This is a genomic window from Dactylosporangium sp. McL0621 (genome assembly GCF_049995355.1).
GTDB lineage: Bacteria > Actinomycetota > Actinomycetes > Mycobacteriales > Micromonosporaceae > Dactylosporangium.
Genome location: NZ_CP188259.1, coordinates 10,752,203 through 10,770,396, shown reverse-complemented (window position 1 = coordinate 10,770,396; position 18,194 = coordinate 10,752,203). Strand labels below are relative to the sequence as shown.

The following is an 18,194-nucleotide window of genomic DNA, read 5'->3' as shown; positions in this document are numbered from 1 at the left end:
GAAATCCTTCGCTGCCTCGATGTCAAGACCCCATGAGTCACCCTTAAGGCGGCGCTGTGGGACGCTCTTGGGGCGATGAAGCGGCTCCAGCAACTCGACCAGCGGCTCCTGCCGCCGGTCGGCAACGTCCTCGCCCGGGTTTTCCGGGGCGCCCAGCGGCTGCGCGCGTTCACGGTCGTCGTCGGCGTGGTCGCGGTGACGGCGACGCTGCTCGCCGTGCACCGCACCGACCGGCCCGGCAGCGACCCGTCCCTCGGCGACGTCGTGCGCGTCGGGGTCGCCGCGGGCGCGTCCATCCCGGCCTACCTGCAGGCGGGCCGGGACGAGCTGGCCGCGCTGCCGGGTGACGGGCCGGTCTACGCGCTGGTGTCGTTCACCGCCTACCTGGGGCCCGACCGCCTCACCCCGGTGGTCGCGGACGTCTCGGTGTCCAGCGTCTTCGCCCGGGTACCGCTGCCGCAGACCCAGACCGAGCTCGTCCGCCTGGGCGCCTACAAGCTCCCCGACGACGTGGTGTCGGCGATGGACGAGACCGCCCAGCGCAAGACCGAGGAGGCCGCCCACTACCGCGACCTGCTCGGCCGCAACGACGGCATCCCCGAGGAGAACCGGCAGCTGTACCTCTCCGGCGCGATCGTCGCCGACCAGGAGGCGACCGCCTACCGCGAGCACTGCTCGTGCGTGTACGCCGCGGTCGTCTACGGCACGCCCGCCGCCCTGCGCGCCGTCGCCGCCCGGCCCGAGACCCGCGTCGTCGACCCGATCACCGAGATGCAACGGCTCGATCGCACGGTGTTCCTGCCCCCGTTGCCCGAGCAGACTACGGTCGCGGAGCCGGTCAGCGAGGGGGCCGGCACGGTGGTCGCGTCCCCCCGTCCGTCCTGAGGCGATATCCCTTCGGCCTGTCGTGCAGTTGATGCAGGGGATGGGCTCGTAGGAGTGGTCCGAATACTGTTCGGTCCGTAGCCTTGGGGGGCGGGTTTGACGCGTGCGCGTGCGAGGGAGGGGCCGGGCGTGGCCGATCGGGATGCCGGGTGGGAGGACAGATCGGCCGAGCCGGCTCCCCGCTGGCGCTCGCTGCTCGACCGGGCGCTGCTGGGCCGGCCGACCCCGGGTGATCTGGATTACGACGGCCGGTTCGGGCGCCCCTCGGCCCCATATCCGCCCGGGCCCCAATACGATGACGAACCAATGCCTCCCACCAACGGCACCCGCCCGTACGACGACGCGCCGCTCCGCACCGCAGGGGCCGCGCGGCGTGAGCCCCTGGTCGAGTACCAGGCGCCCCGGCCGGCCGCCGACCCGACCGAGCAGATGGTGCAGGTCCTGCGCCGCGACATCCCGACCCCGAAGGTCCTCGCGTTCGCCAACCCCAAGGGCGGCGTGCACAAGACGACCGCGACCGTGCTGACCGCCGCCACGATCGGCAGTGTCCGCGGCAAGGGCGTCATCGCGTGGGACGACAACGAGCTGCGGGGCACGCTCGGCCTGCGCGCCGGCAGTGCCCGCCACGCGCGCACGATCCGCCACCTCATCGCCGATCTCGTGCGCGTCGAGCACGCGACCGGCTACGACCTGTACGACATGCTCGACGACTATCTCCGCCACGCCTCCGACGGCTCCTACGACGTGCTCGCCGGCGAGGAGAACCCGCGCTTCGCCCAGCGCCTCGACCCGCACACCGTGCGCCGGGTGCTGGAGCTGCTGCGGCGCACCCACGACGTGATCTGCGTCGACACCGGCAACAACGTCGAGAGCCCCAACTGGCAGACGGTGCTGCAGACCGCCGACCAGCTCGTGGTCACCAGCGTGCCGCGCGAGGACGCCGCGTTCACCGCCGACTGGATGCTCGACCTGCTCGACGAGGCCGGGATGGAGGAGCTGGTCGCCAACGCGGTCACGCTGCTGTCCTGCCCGACGCCCAACCCGACCCCGCTCATCGACGACCTGGCCGGGCACTTCCGCACCCGGACCCGGGCCGTCGTCGTGGTGCCCTACGACCCGGCGCTGGAGAGCGGCTCCAACATCGAGTACCCGATGCTGGCGGCGGCCACCAAGCGCGCGTGGCTGCGGGCGGCGGCGGTCATGATGGACCCGACGGCCCGGTGAGCTCCTCGACGGCGCCGCGGAACACCTCGGCGTGCCGGGCGACCTGCTCGTAGGTCGTGGCCGGGCTCATCAGGGCCATGTTGTGGAACGGGGTGAGCAGGATGCCCCGGTTCGCGAGGTACACGTGGAAATAGTCGTCGAGCTCCCCGTCGGCGGCTTCCGCCGACTCCGTGCCGGTTGCGGGGGCCGGGCTGGCGAAGCGGTACTCGACCCGCGCGCCGAGTCCGGTCACCGACCACGGGAGCTGGAACTCGGTGATCACGGCCTGCACGCCGGCCGCGAACTGCCGTGATTTCTCGGACATTTCGGCATGCGCGGCATTTGTCAGAACGTGCTCCAGGGTTGCGCGGGTCGCGGCGATCGACAGCGCGTTGCCGGCCAGGGTCCCGCCGACGCCGCCCATGTCGACCAGGTCGAGATCGCCCATGCCGGCCAGCTTCTGCGTGATCTCGTCGGACAGGCCGTAGGCCGCGGCCGGGATGCCGCCGCCGATCGCCTTGCCGATGGTCACCACGTCGGGCTCGAGGCCCCACAGGCCGGTCGCCCCGCCCGGGCCGGCCGAGAACGTGTGCGTCTCGTCGTTGACCAGGTAGGTGCCGTACCGCTTGGTGAGCGCACGCACCCCGGCGAGGTACCCGGGCCGGGGCAGCACGATGCCGATGTTGGTCAGCGCCGGCTCCATCACCACCGCGGCCACGTCCCCGTGCGCCAGTTCCCGCTCGAGCCCGTCCAGGTCGTTGAACTCGGCGACCCGGCTGGTCACGGTCACGTCGACCGGCGCGCCCACGTTCCCGGCGCGGGCCCGCGGCCCGTCCGGCGTGGCCACGATCAGCGACTCGTCGACCGAGCCGTGGTAGCAGTAGCTGTTGAACAGGATCTTCGGCCGGCCGGTGACCGCCCGCAGCAGCCGGATCGCCCACCGGTTCGCGTCGGTGGCGGTGAGCGCGAAACTCCACCGCGTAACCCCGAACCGGCGGGTCAGCTCGGCCCCGACCCACGCCGCGTCCGCCGTCGGCAGCATCGCGCAGGCGCCGCCGAGGGTCTCGAAGCGCTCCCGCACCGCGGCGACGACCGGCTCGGGGGAGTGCCCGGCCATCGCGGCCGTGTCGCCGAGGCAGAAGTCGGCGTACTCGTGCCCGTCCACGTCGGTGACGCGGGCGCCGCGGGCCTGCGCGAGGTACAGCGGAAATCCCGCCGCCGTCTTGTTCATCCACGTCATCGGGACCCGGCCGAAGAGGTTTCCGGCCCGCGCGTACTCGGCCGCCGAGCGGGGGTTGCGCCCGGCGAAGGCGGCTCGCTCGCGGCGCAGCAGCGCGCCGAGCCGGTCACGGTCGATCATGCCTGCAGTGTCGCCGAAAATGTCGTACCCCCGCGATAGGTTCGGGGCCGTGGGTTTCGTACATCTGCACGTACACACCGAGTACTCGATGCTCGACGGGGCCGCGCGCCTCGGGCCGCTGTTCGCCGAGGCGGCCCGGCTCGGCCAGCCCGCGCTGGCCATGACCGACCACGGCAACATGTTCGGCGCCCACGACTTCTACCACTCCGCGGCCCGGGCCGGCATCAAGCCGATCATCGGCGTCGAGGCCTACGTGACCCCCGGCACCAGCCGCGGCGACCGCACCCGCGTCCGATGGGCCGACGGCGGCGAGAACGACGTCTCCGGCGGCGGCGCCTACACCCACCTCACGCTGCTGGCGGAGTCCGCGACCGGGCTGCGCAACCTGTTCCGGCTCTCGTCGCGGTCCAGCACGGAGGGGTATTTCTACAAGCCCCGCGCCGACCGGGAGCTGCTGGCCGAATACGCACCGGGCGTGATCGCCACCACCGGCTGCCCGTCCGGGGAGATCCAGACCTGGCTGCGCATCGGCGACTTCGAGCGGGCCTGCGCGGCCGCCGCCGAGCTGCGCGACATCTTCGGCGCCGGCAACCTCTACCTGGAGCTGATGGACCACGGCCTGAAGATCGAGTCGCGGGTCCGCGCCGACCTGCTGCGCCTCGGCCGCCGGCTCGGCCTGACCCCGGTGGCCACCAACGACCTGCACTACACGTTCGCCGGCGACGCCGACGCCCACGAGGCGCTGCTGGCCGTGCAGTCCGCCACCACGCTCGCCGACCCGAAGCGCTTCAAGTTCGACGCCCGCGACTTCTACCTCAAGTCGGCCGAGGAGATGCGTCGCATCTGGGACGCCGAGGTCCCGGGCGCCTGCGACGCGACCCTGGCCGTCGCCGAGCGCATCGGCGACTACGCGGAGGTCTTCGCCCACCGCAGCCTGATGCCGGCCTTCCCGGTGCCGCCCGGCCAGACCGAGGGGGGTTATCTGCGGGCCGCGGTCGACCGGGGCCTGGCCCGCCGCTTCCCCGACGGCGTGCCGACGCCGCACGCCAACCAGGCCGGCTACGAGCTGTCGGTGATCGCCGGGGCCGACCTGGCCGGCTACTTCCTCGTCGTGGCCGACCTCGTCGCCCACGCCCACCGGGAGGGCATCCGCGTCGGGCCGGGCCGCGGCTCCGCGGCCGGCTCCCTCGTCGCCTACGCGCTGGGCATCACCGAGATCGACCCGCTCGAGCACGGGCTGCTCTTCGAGCGCTTCCTCAACCCCGAGCGGCCCAGCATGCCCGACATCGACATGGACTTCGACGAGCGCCGGCGCGGCGAGATGATCCGCTACGCGACGGCGCAGTACGGCGAGGACCGGGTGTCGCAGATCATCACCTTCGGCACGATCAAGGCCAAGGCCGCGATCAAGGACGCCGCCCGGGTCCTGGGCTTCCCGTTCTCCCTCGGCGAGCGGATCAGCAAGGCGGTGCCGCCGCCGGTCCTCGGCCGCGACATGCCGCTGTCCGGCGTCTTCGACCCGGCCCACTCGCGCTTCAAGGAGGGCGGCGAGCTGCGCCGGCTCTACGAGTCGGAGGCGGAGGTGCGCACCGTCGTCGACACCGCCCGCGGGCTGGAGGGGCTCAAGCGGCAGTGGGGCGTGCACGCGGCCGGCGTGATCCTGTCCCGGGAGCCGCTCATCGACGTGCTGCCGATCCAGAAGCGCGAGCAGGACGGCGCGATCATCACCCAGTGGGACATGGGCGCGTGCGAGGACATGGGCCTGCTCAAGATGGACTTCCTCGGCCTGCGCAACCTCACCATCATCGACGACGCGCTCGACGCGATCCGGCACAACCGGGGCGTCGACCTGCTGATCGAGGACGCGGCGCTGGACGACGCGCCGACCTACGCGCTGCTGTCGCGCGGCGACACCCTCGGCGTGTTCCAGTTCGAGGCGACGCCGGTCCGGCAGCTGCTGCGCTCGATGGCCCCGGACGGCTTCGCCGACGTCGCCGCGGTCGGGGCGCTCTACCGGCCCGGTCCGATCGCGGCCAACGCGCACAACGAGTACGCCGACCGCAAGAACGGCCGCCGCCCGGTCACGCCGATCCACCCGGAGCTCGCCGAGCCGCTCGCCGGCATCCTCGGCGACACCTACGGGCTGATCGTCTACCAGGAGCAGGTGATGGCGATCGCCCAGCGGGTCGCCGGCTACACCCTCGGCGCCGCCGACCGGCTCCGGCGGGCCATGGGCAAGAAGAAGAAGGAGATCCTCGACGAGGAGTTCACGCTGTTCGCCCCGGCGATGCGCGAGCGCGGGCACTCCGAGGGCGCGATCCGCACCCTGTGGGACATCCTGGTGCCGTTCTCCGACTACGCGTTCAACAAGGCGCACAGCGTGGCCTACGGGCTCGTCGCCTACTGGACGGCGTACCTGAAGGCGAACTACCCGGCCGAGTACATGGCGGCCCTGCTCACCTCGATCGGCGGCGACAAGGACCGCTCCGCCGTCTACCTCGCCGAGTGCCGGCACATGGGCATCCGGGTCCTGCCGCCCGACGTCAACGCCTCCCAGGGCCGCTTCGCCGCCGACGGCACCGACATCCGCTTCGGCCTCGGCGCCGTGCGCAACGTCGGCGCCGCCGCCGTCGAGGCCATCCTGCGGGCCCGCCGCGACCGGGGCGCGTTCACGGACTTCTACGACTTCCTGTCCAAGGTCGACCAGGTCGTGTGCAACCGCAAGACGATCGAGTCGCTCATCAAGGCCGGCGCCTTCGACTCCCTGGGCCACTCCCGCCGCGGCCTGCTCAGCGTGCACGCCGACGCCCTCGACGCCGTCTCCAGCGTCAAGCGCAACGAGGCCATGGGCCAGTTCGACCTCTTCGGCGCCCCGCTGATGACCGCCCCACCGGTGCCCGCGATGGAGTGGGACAAGCCCGAGCGCCTCGCCTTCGAGCGCGAGATGCTCGGCCTCTACGTCTCCGACCACCCGCTGCGCGGCCTGGAGCACGTGCTGCGCGCGGCCGCCGACCGCCCGGTCGCCGCCCTGGCCGAGGAGGGCACGCTCGCCGACGGCGCCGTGGTCCGGCTGGCCGGCATCCTGTCCGGGGTGCAGCGCCGCGTGACCCGCCAGGGCCGCCCGTGGGCGCAGGCCTGGCTGGAAGACCTGGACGGCAGCGTCGAGGTGATGTTCTTCCCGGACACCTACGAGCTGGTCGACCAGTGGGTGGTCGAGGACGCGGTGGTGTCGGTCAAGGGCCGCGTGGACCGGCGCGAGGAGGTGCCGCGCCTGATGGCCATGGACCTCGCCCTGCCCGACCTGACCACCCCGCCGCCGTCGACGCCGCTGCCGCCCTGGCCGGGCTCCTCCACCGCACCCCGGGCGGGCGATTCGTCCGGTTCGCGAGCTTCGCAGGGCGATGTCGACGCGCTTGCCGGAACGCGCCCCGCGCCTGGCAGGATGGGATCGTGAGCATCGCCCCGATTTCGCCCGTCGAACCGGCCGAGGCCACCCGGCCGGCGCGCGTACCGATCCTGCGGGAGGTGCTCGTCGCCCTGCTGACCGCGGTGGTGGTGGCGGGCCTGGGCGCACCCTTCGGCCTGCTGTGGTCGAAGCTGGCCCCGCACGTGGAGCTGGTCCAGACCCAGTACGGCCCGTATCCGATCCAGCCCGAGCCGGAGGGCTACTGGGGCGACGAGGGCTGGTTCGTCCTCATGGCGATCGGCATGGGCATTGTCGTCGCCCTGGCCGCCTGGTTCCTGCTGCGCCGCTACCGGGGCCCGGTCATGCTTGTCGCCCTGGTCCTGGGCTCGGCCGGCGCATCGGTCCTGGGCGCCTGGCTCGGCAACAAGATCGGCTACGCGCACTACATCGACCTGGCCGAGCACGCCCCGGAGGGCACGCACATCTTCCGCCCGGTGAAGCTGCGGACCGGCACCTCGAGCCTGGCCTTCGGCTTCATCCCCTGGGTCCGCGGCACGATGCTGATCCAGGGCCTGGCCGCCGCGGCCGTCTACACCGGGATGGCGGGCTTCCACGTCTCGCCGACGCTGCGCTACGACAACATCCCGCCGGAGTACCTGTCGCCGCCGCCCCCGCCGGTGGGCTACCCGGGCCCGTATCCGCCGCACCCGGAGCAGCCGCAGTTCCCGGCTTCGCCGTCGCCCTTCCCGCCGGGGGCGGTGCAGGAGGGACCGTTCGCGCCGGGCCTGGGTCAGGCGGCGCAGTTCCCGCCGGCCACGGCTACCCAGGATCAGCCGGCGGGCTGGCACGACCCCGGCGCTCCGCCTCCGGCGACGGAGTCCCCGGTTTGGCCGCAGTCGCCGAACGCCGAGCCGCCGCGCTCCTGAGCGAGGCCTGTTGGAGTTGGCCGCGGCAGCGTTCCGCGATGGTGTGGTGCCGGTAGGTGCTGGCATCGAATGCCGCCGGTCGCTCGCCGGGGTGCTGCCGGGCCGGCCGCATCCGCGTCGGTGTGCACGGCGGTTGTCGCCATCGCCGCCGACAGGGCGGCACGGCATGGTGCCGCGCTTCGCGGCAAGGGCCGTCGCCCGCTTGGTCGGTATCCCGTGGAGTCCGGGCGGAGACGTGGCCGCCGGGGGCGCGGCAGTCGGACGCTCAAACGGATGCCCACCGAAAGAGCCAAGAGCGAAGAGCCTCAAATTCCAAGGGAGGAAAAGCAATGATTTGAGGCGGGTTCGAGGAGGCTACGAGCGCGACTTGTTGCCGTAGTTGCGCACCGTCGGGGTTGAAGAACTGGCTGGCATCCGCGCGAACCTGCCCATCCAGCGTCCATCCCGCCTTGGCGCCCCGGGCCGCGCCCGGGACAGCCGCGGTTCCGGCCGTCGCCATACCCACCGGGCCCGGCTCAGGGCTACGGCGACGCAGGACCAGCGAGCGGGCCGGTCCGGGGTCGCCGTCGGGCTAGTTCGGGCTGGACGGTACGGCCAGGTCGGACAGGGCCACCGGCACGGCGCGGACCTGGCCCAGCAGGGCGGTCTCGCGGCGCAGCAGGGCCCGCTCGGCCTTCAGGCGGCTCGCCGTGTCCGGCTCCGCGAGCAGGGCCTGGCGGTCCTCCAGGGTCAGCGACGCCGTCGCCGCCACGAGGTGGGACAGGACCGTCGGGTCGTCCGGCAGCTGCTCGCCGTCCTCGTCGGCCCGGACCGCGCGCAGGTAGTCCTGGTAGGCCGCCAGGACGCCCGCGGCCAGTTCGCCCTCGCGGTCCGGCTCGCCCTTGGGCTCGGGCAGCCACTCGACCTCGCCGGTGAGGTAGGGGTCGTCGTTGCGTGCCAGGCCCAGCAGGCGGAACCGGCGCCGGCCCAGGGTCATGAGGTCGAAGCGGCCGTCCGGGAGCTCGGTGATCTGGCGGATCTCGGCCGCGCAGCCGATCTCGTACAGCGACAGCGACTCCCCGGCCGTGATCGCCGCGTCCGCGGTCTCCGTCTGGCGGCCGACCTCCCAGCCGCGCCGGATCGCGATCACGCCGAACTCGCGCGGCAGGCTGGCCGGCAGCTCGGTGAGATGCTGCACGAGCGTCCGGTACCGCGGCTCGAACACGTGCAGGGGCAGGACGAGCCCCGGAAACAGCACGGTGCCCAGCGGAAAGAGCGGCAGCAGCTCCACGAGCCGAAGCGTAGCCGAGCCCGGGCGGCCCCGGTGTTCAGGACGCTCGGGCGCCATAGCGGACCGGAATCATCCGTTCCGCTATAGTCGAGGGCATGGGACGCAAGCGCGAGGCCGAGCGCAACGACGGGGTCATTCTCGCCGCCGCTCGGGACGTGTTCATCGAGGACCCGAAGGCGCCGATCGCCGCCGTCGCCGAGCGGGCGGGCGTGGGGATCAGTGCGCTCTACCGACGGTACAAGAACAAGGAAGAGCTCCTGCGGACCCTCTGTCATGACGGTCTGCGCCAGTTCGTGGCCGAGGCCGAGGCGGCCGGCGAGCGCGCGGACGGGTGGGAGGCGCTCACCGCGTTCCTCCGGGCGGTCGTCGACGCGGACGTGCACTCGCTCACCGTCCACCTCGCCGGCACGTTCGTCTCGACGCCGGAGATGATCGCCGAGGCGGTGCGGGCGGGCACGCTCGTGGAGGGGCTGGTGCGCGACGCGCACGCGAGCGGGCGGCTGCGGCCCGACATCGGGGCGAGCGACATCACACTCGTGCTGGAGGGCTGTGCGGCGATCCGCCTGCCGGACCGGGAGCGCACGGCCCAGCTGCGGCGGCGGTACCTGGCCATCAACCTCGGCGGCATGCGCGCCGGTCCGGGCGAGGACCTGCCCGGACCGGCCCCGGCGCCCCAGGAGCTGAACTGGCGCTGGGCCGGATCCCGACAGCCCGCAGGGCGGGACGGCGACGCATAACCGCTGGCGGCGCCGAATAGACTCGCAAGGGTGTTGAACCGGATCGACCTGCGCGGCTCCGCCGAGGACCCGCGCCGTCTGCTGCCCCGAGCCGCCATCGACGTCTCCGTCGCCACCGAGCAGGTGCGCCCGACCGTCGAAGGGGTCCGTGAGCATGGCGCGGCGGCGATCCGCGCGGCGGCCCAGCGCTTCGACGGCGTCGACGTCAAGCGGCTGCGCGTGCCGGCCGAGGAGATCGAGCGGGCCGAGGCCGGGCTCGACCCGGACGTGCGCGCCGCGCTGCTCGAGTCGATCGCGCGGGCGCGCAAGGTCCACGCCGACCAGCGCCGCGCCGAGACCACCACGGTCCTCGCCGAGGGCGGTACCGTCACCCAGCGCTGGCTGCCGGTCGGCCGGGTCGGGCTCTACGTGCCGGGCGGCCTGGCCGTGTACCCGTCCAGCGTGGTCATGAACGTCGTGCCCGCGCAGGCCGCCGGGGTGCCCTCGATCGCCGTGACGAGCCCGCCGCAGAAGGGCACCGGCCTGCCCAACGCGAACATCCTCGCGGCGTGCGCGCTGCTCGGGGTCGACGAGGTGTACGCGGTCGGCGGCGCCCAGGCGATCGCGATGCTCGGGTACGGCTTCGACGACGAGGAGCCGGGCTGTGCCCCGGTCGACATGATCACCGGCCCTGGCAACATCTGGGTGACCGCCGCCAAGCGGATGCTGCGCGGCACCGTCGGCATCGACGCCGAGGCCGGGCCGACCGAGATCGCCATCCTCGCCGACGACAGCGCCGACCCGCGCCACGTCGCCGCCGACCTGATCAGCCAGGCCGAGCACGACCCGCTCGCGGCAAGCGTGCTCGTCACCACCAGCACCGCGCTCGCCGACGCGGTCGACGCCGAGGTCGCCCGGCAGGTCGCCGCGACCAAGCACCTCGAGCGCGTCACCGAGGCGCTGAACGGGACGCAGTCCGCGACAGTCCTCGTCGACGACATCGAGCAGGCGCTGGCGGTCGTGGACGCGTACGGCGCCGAGCACCTCGAGATCCAGACCCGCGATCCGCGCACCGTCGCCGAGCGGGTGCGCAACGCCGGCGCGATCTTCGTCGGGGCCTGGTCGCCGGTCTCGCTGGGCGACTACTGCGCCGGCTCCAACCACGTGCTGCCGACCGGCGGCTGCGCGCGCCACCAGTCGGGGCTGTCGACGCAGACCTTCCTGCGCGGGGTGCAGCTGATCGAGTACAGCCGCGATGCTCTGCAGGAGGTCGCCGGGCACGTGGTGGCGCTGTCCACCGCCGAGGACCTGCCCGCCCACGGCGCCGCCGTCTCCGTCAGGTTCGACGCATGACCGGTCCGGAGCGCACCGGAGGGGCCGGGCATTGGCTAGCTCAGTTCAAGTGTCGTGCCGCCGACGAGCGAAGTGAGGAGGGGGCATGACCTCGCTGGACGACCTGCCGCTGCGCGACGAACTGCGGGGGATGACCCCATACGGCGCGCCCCAGCTCGACGTGGCCGTGCGCCTCAATACGAACGAAAACTCCTATCCGGTACCCGAGGCGGCCGTCGCGGAGATGGAGAAGGCGCTCGGCTCCGTGCTGCGGGACCTCAACCGGTACCCGGACCGGGACGCCGTCGCCCTGCGCACCGACCTCGCCGCGTACCTCGGCCACGGCCTGACCGGAAAGAACGTCTGGGCCGCCAACGGCTCGAACGAGATCCAGCAGGAGCTGCTGCAGACCTTCGCCGGGCCGGGCCGCGTCGCGCTGGGCTTCACGCCCAGCTACTCGATGCACCCGCTGCTCGCCGCGGGCACCGGCACCACCTGGGTCGACGGCCGCCGCGGCGACGACTTCGCGCTCACCGCCGAGCACGCCGTGGCGAAGGTCCGCGAGACCGAGCCCGACCTGGTCTTCCTCTGCTCGCCCAACAACCCGACCGGCACCGCACTGCCGCTGGAGGTCGTGGAGGCGGTCGCCGAGACGGCCCCCGGCATGGTCGTCGTCGACGAGGCCTACGCCGAGTTCGCCCGTGCGGGCACGGTCTTCGCGCTGAGCCTCATCCAGCGGTACCCGCGGCTGGTCGTCACCCGCACGATGAGCAAGGCGTTCGCTCTGGCGGGCGGGCGGCTCGGCTACCTGGCCGCCGACCCGGCCGTGGTCGACGCGGTGCAGCTCGTGCGGCTGCCGTACCACCTCAGCGCCATGACCCAGGCCGTGGCCCGGGCCGCCCTGGCGCACACCGACGCCCTGCTGTCCACCGTGGACGCGGTCAAGGAGCAGCGCGACCGGATCGTGGAGACGCTGCGCGGCTGGGGCCTGCCGGTCGCCGACAGCGACGCCAACTTCGTGCTGTTCGGCGCCCCCGGCGGCGACAGCAAGGGGGCGTGGCAGGCCCTGCTCGACCGGGGCGTGCTCATCCGCGACGTCGGCCTGCCGGGCTGGCTGCGCGTGACCGCCGGCACGCCGGACGAGACCTCCGCTTTTCTGAACGCCCTTGAGGAGCTGTTGTGAGCGGTTCGGAGCGAAGCGGAGAGGCCGCTCACCAGAAAACTCAGCTTGACGCCGCGGCGTCACCGGAGCGAAGCGGAGGTGGCGACGTGAGTCGTACCGCGAAGATCGAGCGCGTCACCAAGGAGACGAAGGTCCTCGTCGAGCTCGACCTCGACGGCACCGGCGTCGGCGAGATCTCCACCGGCGTCGGCTTCTACGACCACATGCTCAACCAGATCGCCAAGCACGGCGGCTTCGACCTGCGGGTCAGCACCGTCGGCGACCTGGAGATCGACGCCCACCACACCGTCGAGGACACCGCGCTGGCCCTCGGCGCCGCGTTCGCCGAGGCGCTCGGCGACAAGGCGGGCGTCACCCGCTACGGCCACGCCCAGGTCCCGCTCGACGAGGTGCTCGCCTCCGCGGTCGTCGACCTGTCCGGCCGGCCGTACGTGGTGCACGACGAGCCGGCGAACATCGCCCCGCACATCGGTGGCAACTACCCGACGAGCCTGACCCGCCACATCTGGGAGTCCTTCGGGCACTCGGCCCGGGTCACGCTGCACGTCAGCATCCTGCGGGCCGGTCGCCACGGCGCCCAGCCCGACGCCCACCACATCGTCGAGGCGCAGTTCAAGGCCGTCGCCCGGGCGCTGCGCCAGGCCTGCGCGATCGACCCGCGCAACGCCGGCGTCGTGCCGAGCACCAAGGGCGCGCTGTGAGCATCGTCTTGCTGGGGCTGGCCGGGCTGCTCGTCGGCGCTGCGCTGTCGATGCGGCAGCAGAGCAAGTCGAAGGTACCGTTCGTCATCACGCTCGTGCTGGCCGCGATCTCCGCGACCGCCGGCGTGCTCTGGCTCAACAACTAGGAGGCGACGCGTGGCGAAGCGGGTGGTGATTCTCGACTACGGCTCGGGCAACCTGCGCTCGGCCGAGCGGGCCGTCGCGCGGGTCGGCGCCGACGTCGAGGTCACCGACGACCTGGGCAAGGCGGCCCGGGCCGACGGCCTCGTGGTGCCCGGCGTCGGGGCCTACGCGGCCTGCATGGCCGGGATCGAGGCGCTCGGCGCCGGCCCCACGATCGCGGAGCGGGTCCGCACCGGCGCGCCCGTGCTCGGCATCTGCGTCGGCATGCAGGTCCTGTTCGAGTCGGGCGAGGAGCACGGCGTCGTCACCAAGGGCCTCGGCCTCGCGCCCGGCTCGGTGACGCGGCTGCAGGCGCCGGTCGTGCCGCACATGGGCTGGAACACCGTCGCCTGGCCCGAGGGCTCGGTCCTCGGCGCCGGCATTCCGGACGACACCCGCTACTACTTCGTGCACTCCTACGCCTCGACGGTCGTCGACGCCCAGGCCGAGGCCGGGGTCCGCGTCGCCACCACCGTGCACGGCGAGCCGTTCGTGGCCGCCTTCGAGACCGGCGTCCTGCGCGCGACCCAGTTCCACCCCGAGAAGTCCGGCGACGCCGGCGCCACGCTGCTGGCCAACTGGCTCGGGACGCTGTGAGCGGTCCGGAGCGGAGCGGAGGGGCCGCTCACCGGGGGCACAGGGTTTTCGCGCCGGCGCCAGAGCTTGCGGAGGCGACGGCGTGAGCAAGGAGCGGGCCAAGCGGCGGGCGGTCCTCGAGGCCGAGCGCGCCGAGCGGATGCGCCGCCACGAGCGCAAGCGGGCCCGCCGGGCCGCCGTGCGGCGGCTGGTGCCCAAAATCCGCGCCGGGCGCACCGGTAAGCTCTTCGCTCGCCGCCCCCGCAAGCAGCGCGCAATCATCGCCATCCTCGTGCTGGCGGTCCTGGCGCTGGTCTGGACGTTCATCGACTCCTGGCCCGCCCGGATCGGCATCGGCACGATCGTCATCGTCGCCACCCCGGCGCTCACCGTGCTCGTCCTGGACCGAAGGATCTGAACCATGGCTCTGCAGCTCCTGCCCGCCGTCGACGTCGCCGACGGCCAGGCGGTCCGTCTCGTCCAGGGCGCCGCCGGCAGCGAAACCACCTACGGCGACCCGCTCGAGGCCGCCCTGGCCTGGCAGCGGCAGGGCGCCGAGTGGATCCACCTCGTCGACCTCGACGCGGCCTTCGGGCGCGGCTCCAACGCCGAGCTGCTCGCCGACGTGGTGCGCCGCCTCGACGTGCAGGTCGAGCTCTCCGGCGGCATCCGCGACGAGGCCTCGCTGAAGGCGGCGCTGTCCACCGGCGCGACCCGCGTCAACCTGGGCACCGCGGCGCTGGAGAACCCCGACTGGTGCGACCACGTGTGCGCCACCTACGGCGACCAGGTCGCGGTCGGCCTCGACGTGCGCGGGCACCAGCTCGCGGCCCGGGGCTGGACCAAGGAGGGCGGCGACCTCTTCGAGGTGCTCGACCGGCTCGAGAAGGCCGGCTGCGCGCGGTACGTGGTCACCGACGTGATGCGCGACGGCACCCTCACCGGCCCGAACCTGACCCTGCTGCTGGAGGTGACCGGCCGCACCAAGAAGCCGGTGATCGCCAGCGGCGGCGTGTCGAAGCTCGACGACCTGCGCCAGCTGGCCGCGCTCGCGCCCGCCGGCGTGGAGGGCGTGATCGTGGGCAAGGCGCTCTACGCCGGCGCCTTCACCGTCACCGAGGCCCTCGCCGCGCTGCAGGAGTCGGCATGACGGTTGCCGTACGCGTGATCCCCTGCCTGGACGTCGACGCCGGGCGGGTGGTCAAGGGCGTCAACTTCCTCAACCTCCGTGACGCCGGCGACCCCGTGGAGCTGGGCGCCGCCTACGACGCCGCGGGCGCCGACGAGCTCGTCTTCCTCGACGTGACCGCCTCGTCGGACGGGCGCTCCACGATGCTGGAGGTTGTCCGCCGTACCGCGGAAATGGTCTTCATCCCGCTGACCGTCGGCGGCGGTGTGCGCAGCGTCGGCGACGTCGACACGCTCCTGCGTGCCGGCGCGGACAAGGTCGGCGTCAACACGGCCGCGATCGCGCGCCCGGAGCTCATCGCCGAGATCGCGCAGCGCTTCGGCAACCAGGTCCTGACGCTGTCGCTGGACGTGCGGCGGGGCGGGGGACAGCCCAGCGGCTTCGAGGTCACCACGCACGGCGGCCGGCGCGGCGCCGGGCTCGACGCGGTCGAGTGGGCGGCGCGGGTCGCCGACCTCGGGGCGGGGGAGATCCTGCTCAACTCGATGGACGCCGACGGCACCAAGGACGGCTTCGATCTGGAGCTGATCCGGGCCGTGCGCGCCGTCGTCGACATCCCGGTGATCGCCAGCGGCGGCGCCGGCAAGGTCGCCGACTTCGCGCCCGCGGTGGAGTGCGGCGCGGACGCGGTGCTCGCCGCGAGCGTCTTCCACTTCGGCGAGCTCAGCATCGGCGACGTCAAGGGTGCCCTGCGGTCGGCCGGGCACCCCATCCGCTGATCCCTAATCGGCTCGCTTGCCGGCGGCCACGGCGATGCCGACGATCCATCCGACGAAGAGGCCGTACCCAGAGGCCTGCGCGGCCGAGTTGAGCGCGCCCAGCATCGTCGGCTCGGCGATGATGAACGCGGTCGTGAACGCGGCGAGTGCGGCGCCGAAGATCAGCGCCGCCCATCCGATGACGAAGGCGCCCCCGCCGCCGGCCACGGTGCGGGCCGAGACGGAGAGCACCAGCGCGACGAACAGGATCACCAGCAGCGCGCGCAGATCGTTGGCGAGCAGGTCCCGTGCGGCGTTGCCGGAGCCGTCGCGCGGGCTGATCCACCAGCGCGGCCACGCCAGCATGCGCAGGAAGAAGCCCCAAACGGTCGAGCCGTCGCTGTGACGGTCGACCCACTCAGTGAAGATCTGGTTGCCGAAGATCAGCACCAGCAGAACCGCCGCCAGGATTCCGGCGCTTGTCGCGGTCCGCGAACGGAAGAGGGCCATAGCAATGATTGTGAGGCTCGGCCCCAAAACGCGCAGAACTGAATTCGATGAATGAACGCCCCGCGGCCGCAGGGCCCGGCCGGGCCCTGCGAACAGGGCGGACGCGGGTCAGACGACTTGAATCGCCTCCCGGCCGGGCGCCCATTGGGGCCGATTGTCCGGTTCCGGGCGTAGCGCCCACGCCTCCTGCAGGGCCGCCACCGTCGCCCCGATCGCGGGCCGGGTCGCGCCCGCCGCCCGCCACGCGACGCTGACCCGCCGGGCCGCCTCCGGGGCCACCGGGCGCGCGACCACCCCGGGCGGCAGGGCGGTGCGGGCCAGCCGCGGGATGAACGCCACCCCGAGCCCCTCGGCGACGAACGTCAGCTGCGTCTCGAACTCGTTGACGAGGATCGCCGGGCGCAGCCCGGGCAGCATCCGCAGCAGCCACTCGTGGCAGACGGTGCCCGGCGTGGAGCCGATCCAGCGCTCCTCCCGGACCTCGTCGAGGGTGACCGGGCCGGGCTCGTGCGCCAGCGGGTGCCCGACCGGCAGGATCAGGTCCCCGACGTCCAGGCCCAGCTCGAGCGAGGCGACGCCGGGCGGGTACGTCACCGGGATCTCCAGCCACTCGTCGATCAGCGCGACATCGACGATCCCGCGCAGGATGCCGGCGAAACTCGCCTCCCGGTCGGTCTCCAGCAGCGTCGGCTCCAGCGCCGGATGGTCCGCCGCGAGCCGGCGCAGCGCGTGCGGGAGCAGGCCCCGGCATGCCGTCGGGAACGACGACACGCTCAGCCGCCCCGACACCGTCTCCTGGTGCGCGGCGAGCGCCGCCTCGGCCTCCTCGACCGCGGCCAGCACCCGGCCCGCGTGCTCGGCGAGCACCCGCCCGGCCTCGGTCAGCCGCAGCCGCCGGCCGTCCTTCTCCACGAGCGCGGCCCGCGTCTCCCGCTCCAGCTTCGCGATGTGCTGGGAGACCGCCGACGGCGTGATGTGCAGGGCTCCCGCGGCGGCCGTGACCGTGCCGAACGTCTGGACCGCGCGGAGCGCCTGCAGGCGCGAAAGGTCAAGCATGAAGCAATACTAAAACCTGGATGCAGTACTTTTCGATGGTGCTTCACGGTTCGGGGGCCAATCATCGAGCCATGAAACCTCGCGACCTCGCCCTGGCGATCGTGGTCAGCGTCATCTGGGGCGTCAACTTCGTGGTCATCCACGTGGGCCTGGACAGCATGTCGCCGCTGCTATTCTGCGCGCTGCGCTTCGGCGTCGCCGCCCTGCCCGCGGTGTTCCTGGTCGGCCGGCCGCAGGCGCCCTGGCGCTGGGTCATCGCGACCGGCATCGCGCTCGGCGTGGTGAAGTTCTCGCTGCTCTTCGCCGGGATGGCGGCCGGGCTGCCGTCCGGGCTGTCGGCGCTGGTCCTGCAGAGCCAGGTCGTCTTCACGATGGTGTTCGCGACGGTACTGCTGCGCGACCGCCCGGGCCCGCGGCGCGTCGGCGGCGTGGTCCTCGCGGGCGCCGGGATCGTGCTCATCGCCACCCAGCTCGGCCTGGACCGGCCGCTGGGCGCGTTCCTGCTTGTCGTGTCGGCCGGCGCGGCGTGGGGGCTGGCCAACATCGCGATGCGCAAGGCCTCGGCCGGGAACATGCTCAACTTCATGGTCTGGGTCAGCGCGGTCGCGACCCCGCCGCTGGTCCTGCTGACGCTGACCGTCGACGGGCCCCGGTACGTCTGGGGCGCCCTGCGGGGTCTGGACCTCGTCGCCGTCGGGGCGATCGCCTACATCGCGTACCTCAGCACGCTGCTCGGGTTCGGGGTCTGGGGGCGGCTGATCGCCCGGTACGGGGCCGGTACGGTCGCGCCGTTCGCGGCCCTCGCACCCGTCTTCGCCATCCTGTCCTCGGCGCTGTTCCTGCACGAGACGATCCACTGGTACGACCTGGTCGGGGGCGCGGCGATCGTCGGCGGGGTGTTCCTGGGCGCGGTCGGCCGCCAACCGGTGGAATTGGACTTGCCTGGAGAAGCCACTGCTGCAAGGGTGAGGCCAATCGAGCGAGTGTAGGAGGCCAATCG

16 protein-coding genes and 2 pseudogenes are annotated in these 18,194 nt (G+C 72.9%); 14 read left to right on the top strand and 4 right to left on the bottom strand.

Annotated elements, in window-relative coordinates; all coding sequences use genetic code 11:
• The first annotated feature begins 75 nt into the window (after positions 1–75).
• On the top strand, positions 76–885 hold the full coding sequence (locus ACPPVO_RS51000; RefSeq protein WP_426506476.1) for a hypothetical protein: 810 nt from the start codon (positions 76–78) through the stop codon (positions 883–885).
• Positions 886–1,347: 462 nt separating this feature from the next.
• Positions 1,348–2,109: pseudogene (locus ACPPVO_RS50995) on the top strand (MinD/ParA family ATP-binding protein); the annotation flags it as partial.
• On the opposite strand, the gene ACPPVO_RS50990 reads toward ACPPVO_RS50995, so the two are convergent.
• Positions 2,084–3,448: a transaminase gene (locus ACPPVO_RS50990; RefSeq protein ID WP_426506474.1), complete on the bottom strand. Its 1,365-nt coding sequence runs from the start codon at positions 3,446–3,448 to the stop codon at positions 2,084–2,086. The pseudogene ACPPVO_RS50995 and the gene ACPPVO_RS50990 overlap by 26 nt on opposite strands.
• Before the next feature lie 19 nt (positions 3,449–3,467).
• On the opposite strand from ACPPVO_RS50990, the pseudogene dnaE reads away from it, so the two are divergent.
• A pseudogene (gene dnaE, locus ACPPVO_RS50985) lies at positions 3,468–6,779 on the top strand (DNA polymerase III subunit alpha); the annotation flags it as partial.
• Between the two features lie 119 nt (positions 6,780–6,898).
• Positions 6,899–7,780: a hypothetical protein gene (locus ACPPVO_RS50980; RefSeq protein ID WP_426506473.1), complete on the top strand. Its 882-nt coding sequence runs from the start codon at positions 6,899–6,901 to the stop codon at positions 7,778–7,780.
• Between the two features lie 571 nt (positions 7,781–8,351).
• Here the strand turns inward: ACPPVO_RS50980 and ACPPVO_RS50975 are convergent.
• The gene (locus ACPPVO_RS50975; protein WP_426514848.1) at positions 8,352–9,041 is read right to left on the bottom strand and encodes an LON peptidase substrate-binding domain-containing protein; all 690 of its coding nucleotides are present in this window, start codon (positions 9,039–9,041) and stop codon (positions 8,352–8,354) included.
• Between the two features lie 104 nt (positions 9,042–9,145).
• Here ACPPVO_RS50975 and ACPPVO_RS50970 point away from each other — a divergent pair, with 104 nt between their 5' ends.
• From ACPPVO_RS50970 to hisF, 9 genes are all read left to right on the top strand, one after another.
• Complete coding sequence (locus tag ACPPVO_RS50970) at positions 9,146–9,787, top strand: TetR/AcrR family transcriptional regulator (RefSeq protein WP_360385101.1); 642 nt, start codon at positions 9,146–9,148, stop codon at positions 9,785–9,787.
• Positions 9,788–9,817: 30 nt separating this feature from the next.
• Entirely contained in the window at positions 9,818–11,119 is a 1,302-nt protein-coding gene (hisD, locus tag ACPPVO_RS50965; RefSeq protein WP_426506472.1) for a histidinol dehydrogenase, read from the top strand.
• A gap of 85 nt (positions 11,120–11,204) precedes the next feature.
• The gene (locus ACPPVO_RS50960; protein WP_426506470.1) at positions 11,205–12,281 is read left to right on the top strand and encodes a histidinol-phosphate transaminase; all 1,077 of its coding nucleotides are present in this window, start codon (positions 11,205–11,207) and stop codon (positions 12,279–12,281) included.
• An 86-nt stretch (positions 12,282–12,367) separates the two neighbouring features.
• Positions 12,368–12,982: an imidazoleglycerol-phosphate dehydratase HisB gene (gene hisB / locus ACPPVO_RS50955; protein ID WP_426506468.1), complete on the top strand. Its 615-nt coding sequence runs from the start codon at positions 12,368–12,370 to the stop codon at positions 12,980–12,982.
• Entirely contained in the window at positions 12,979–13,128 is a 150-nt protein-coding gene (locus tag ACPPVO_RS50950) for a hypothetical protein (RefSeq protein WP_426506467.1), read from the top strand. The genes hisB and ACPPVO_RS50950 overlap by 4 nt, the downstream gene beginning before the upstream one ends.
• A 10-nt stretch (positions 13,129–13,138) precedes the next feature.
• On the top strand, positions 13,139–13,762 hold the full coding sequence (hisH, locus tag ACPPVO_RS50945) for an imidazole glycerol phosphate synthase subunit HisH (protein ID WP_426506466.1): 624 nt from the start codon (positions 13,139–13,141) through the stop codon (positions 13,760–13,762).
• An 82-nt stretch (positions 13,763–13,844) separates the two neighbouring features.
• Positions 13,845–14,159 (top strand): hypothetical protein, encoded by a 315-nt coding sequence (locus ACPPVO_RS50940; RefSeq protein ID WP_426506464.1) that lies wholly within the window; start codon positions 13,845–13,847, stop codon positions 14,157–14,159.
• 3 nt (positions 14,160–14,162) lie between these two features.
• Positions 14,163–14,891 (top strand): bifunctional 1-(5-phosphoribosyl)-5-((5-phosphoribosylamino)methylideneamino)imidazole-4-carboxamide isomerase/phosphoribosylanthranilate isomerase PriA, encoded by a 729-nt coding sequence (priA, locus tag ACPPVO_RS50935; protein WP_426506463.1) that lies wholly within the window; start codon positions 14,163–14,165, stop codon positions 14,889–14,891.
• Positions 14,888–15,649: an imidazole glycerol phosphate synthase subunit HisF gene (gene hisF / locus ACPPVO_RS50930; protein WP_426506462.1), complete on the top strand. Its 762-nt coding sequence runs from the start codon at positions 14,888–14,890 to the stop codon at positions 15,647–15,649. The genes priA and hisF overlap by 4 nt, the downstream gene beginning before the upstream one ends.
• A gap of 3 nt (positions 15,650–15,652) precedes the next feature.
• Here the strand turns inward: hisF and ACPPVO_RS50925 are convergent, their stop codons facing one another.
• Together ACPPVO_RS50925 and ACPPVO_RS50920 are read right to left on the bottom strand one after the other, a co-directional pair.
• Positions 15,653–16,138 carry a hypothetical protein gene (locus ACPPVO_RS50925; protein WP_426506460.1) on the bottom strand — a complete coding sequence of 162 codons (486 nt, stop codon included), beginning with the start codon at positions 16,136–16,138 and terminating at the stop codon, positions 15,653–15,655.
• Between the two features lie 108 nt (positions 16,139–16,246).
• Entirely contained in the window at positions 16,247–17,194 is a 948-nt protein-coding gene (locus ACPPVO_RS50920; protein ID WP_426506458.1) for a LysR family transcriptional regulator, read from the bottom strand.
• Between the two features lie 71 nt (positions 17,195–17,265).
• On the opposite strand from ACPPVO_RS50920, the gene ACPPVO_RS50915 reads away from it, so the two are divergent.
• Entirely contained in the window at positions 17,266–18,183 is a 918-nt protein-coding gene (locus ACPPVO_RS50915; protein WP_360385123.1) for an EamA family transporter, read from the top strand.
• Positions 18,184–18,194 lie beyond the last annotated feature (11 nt).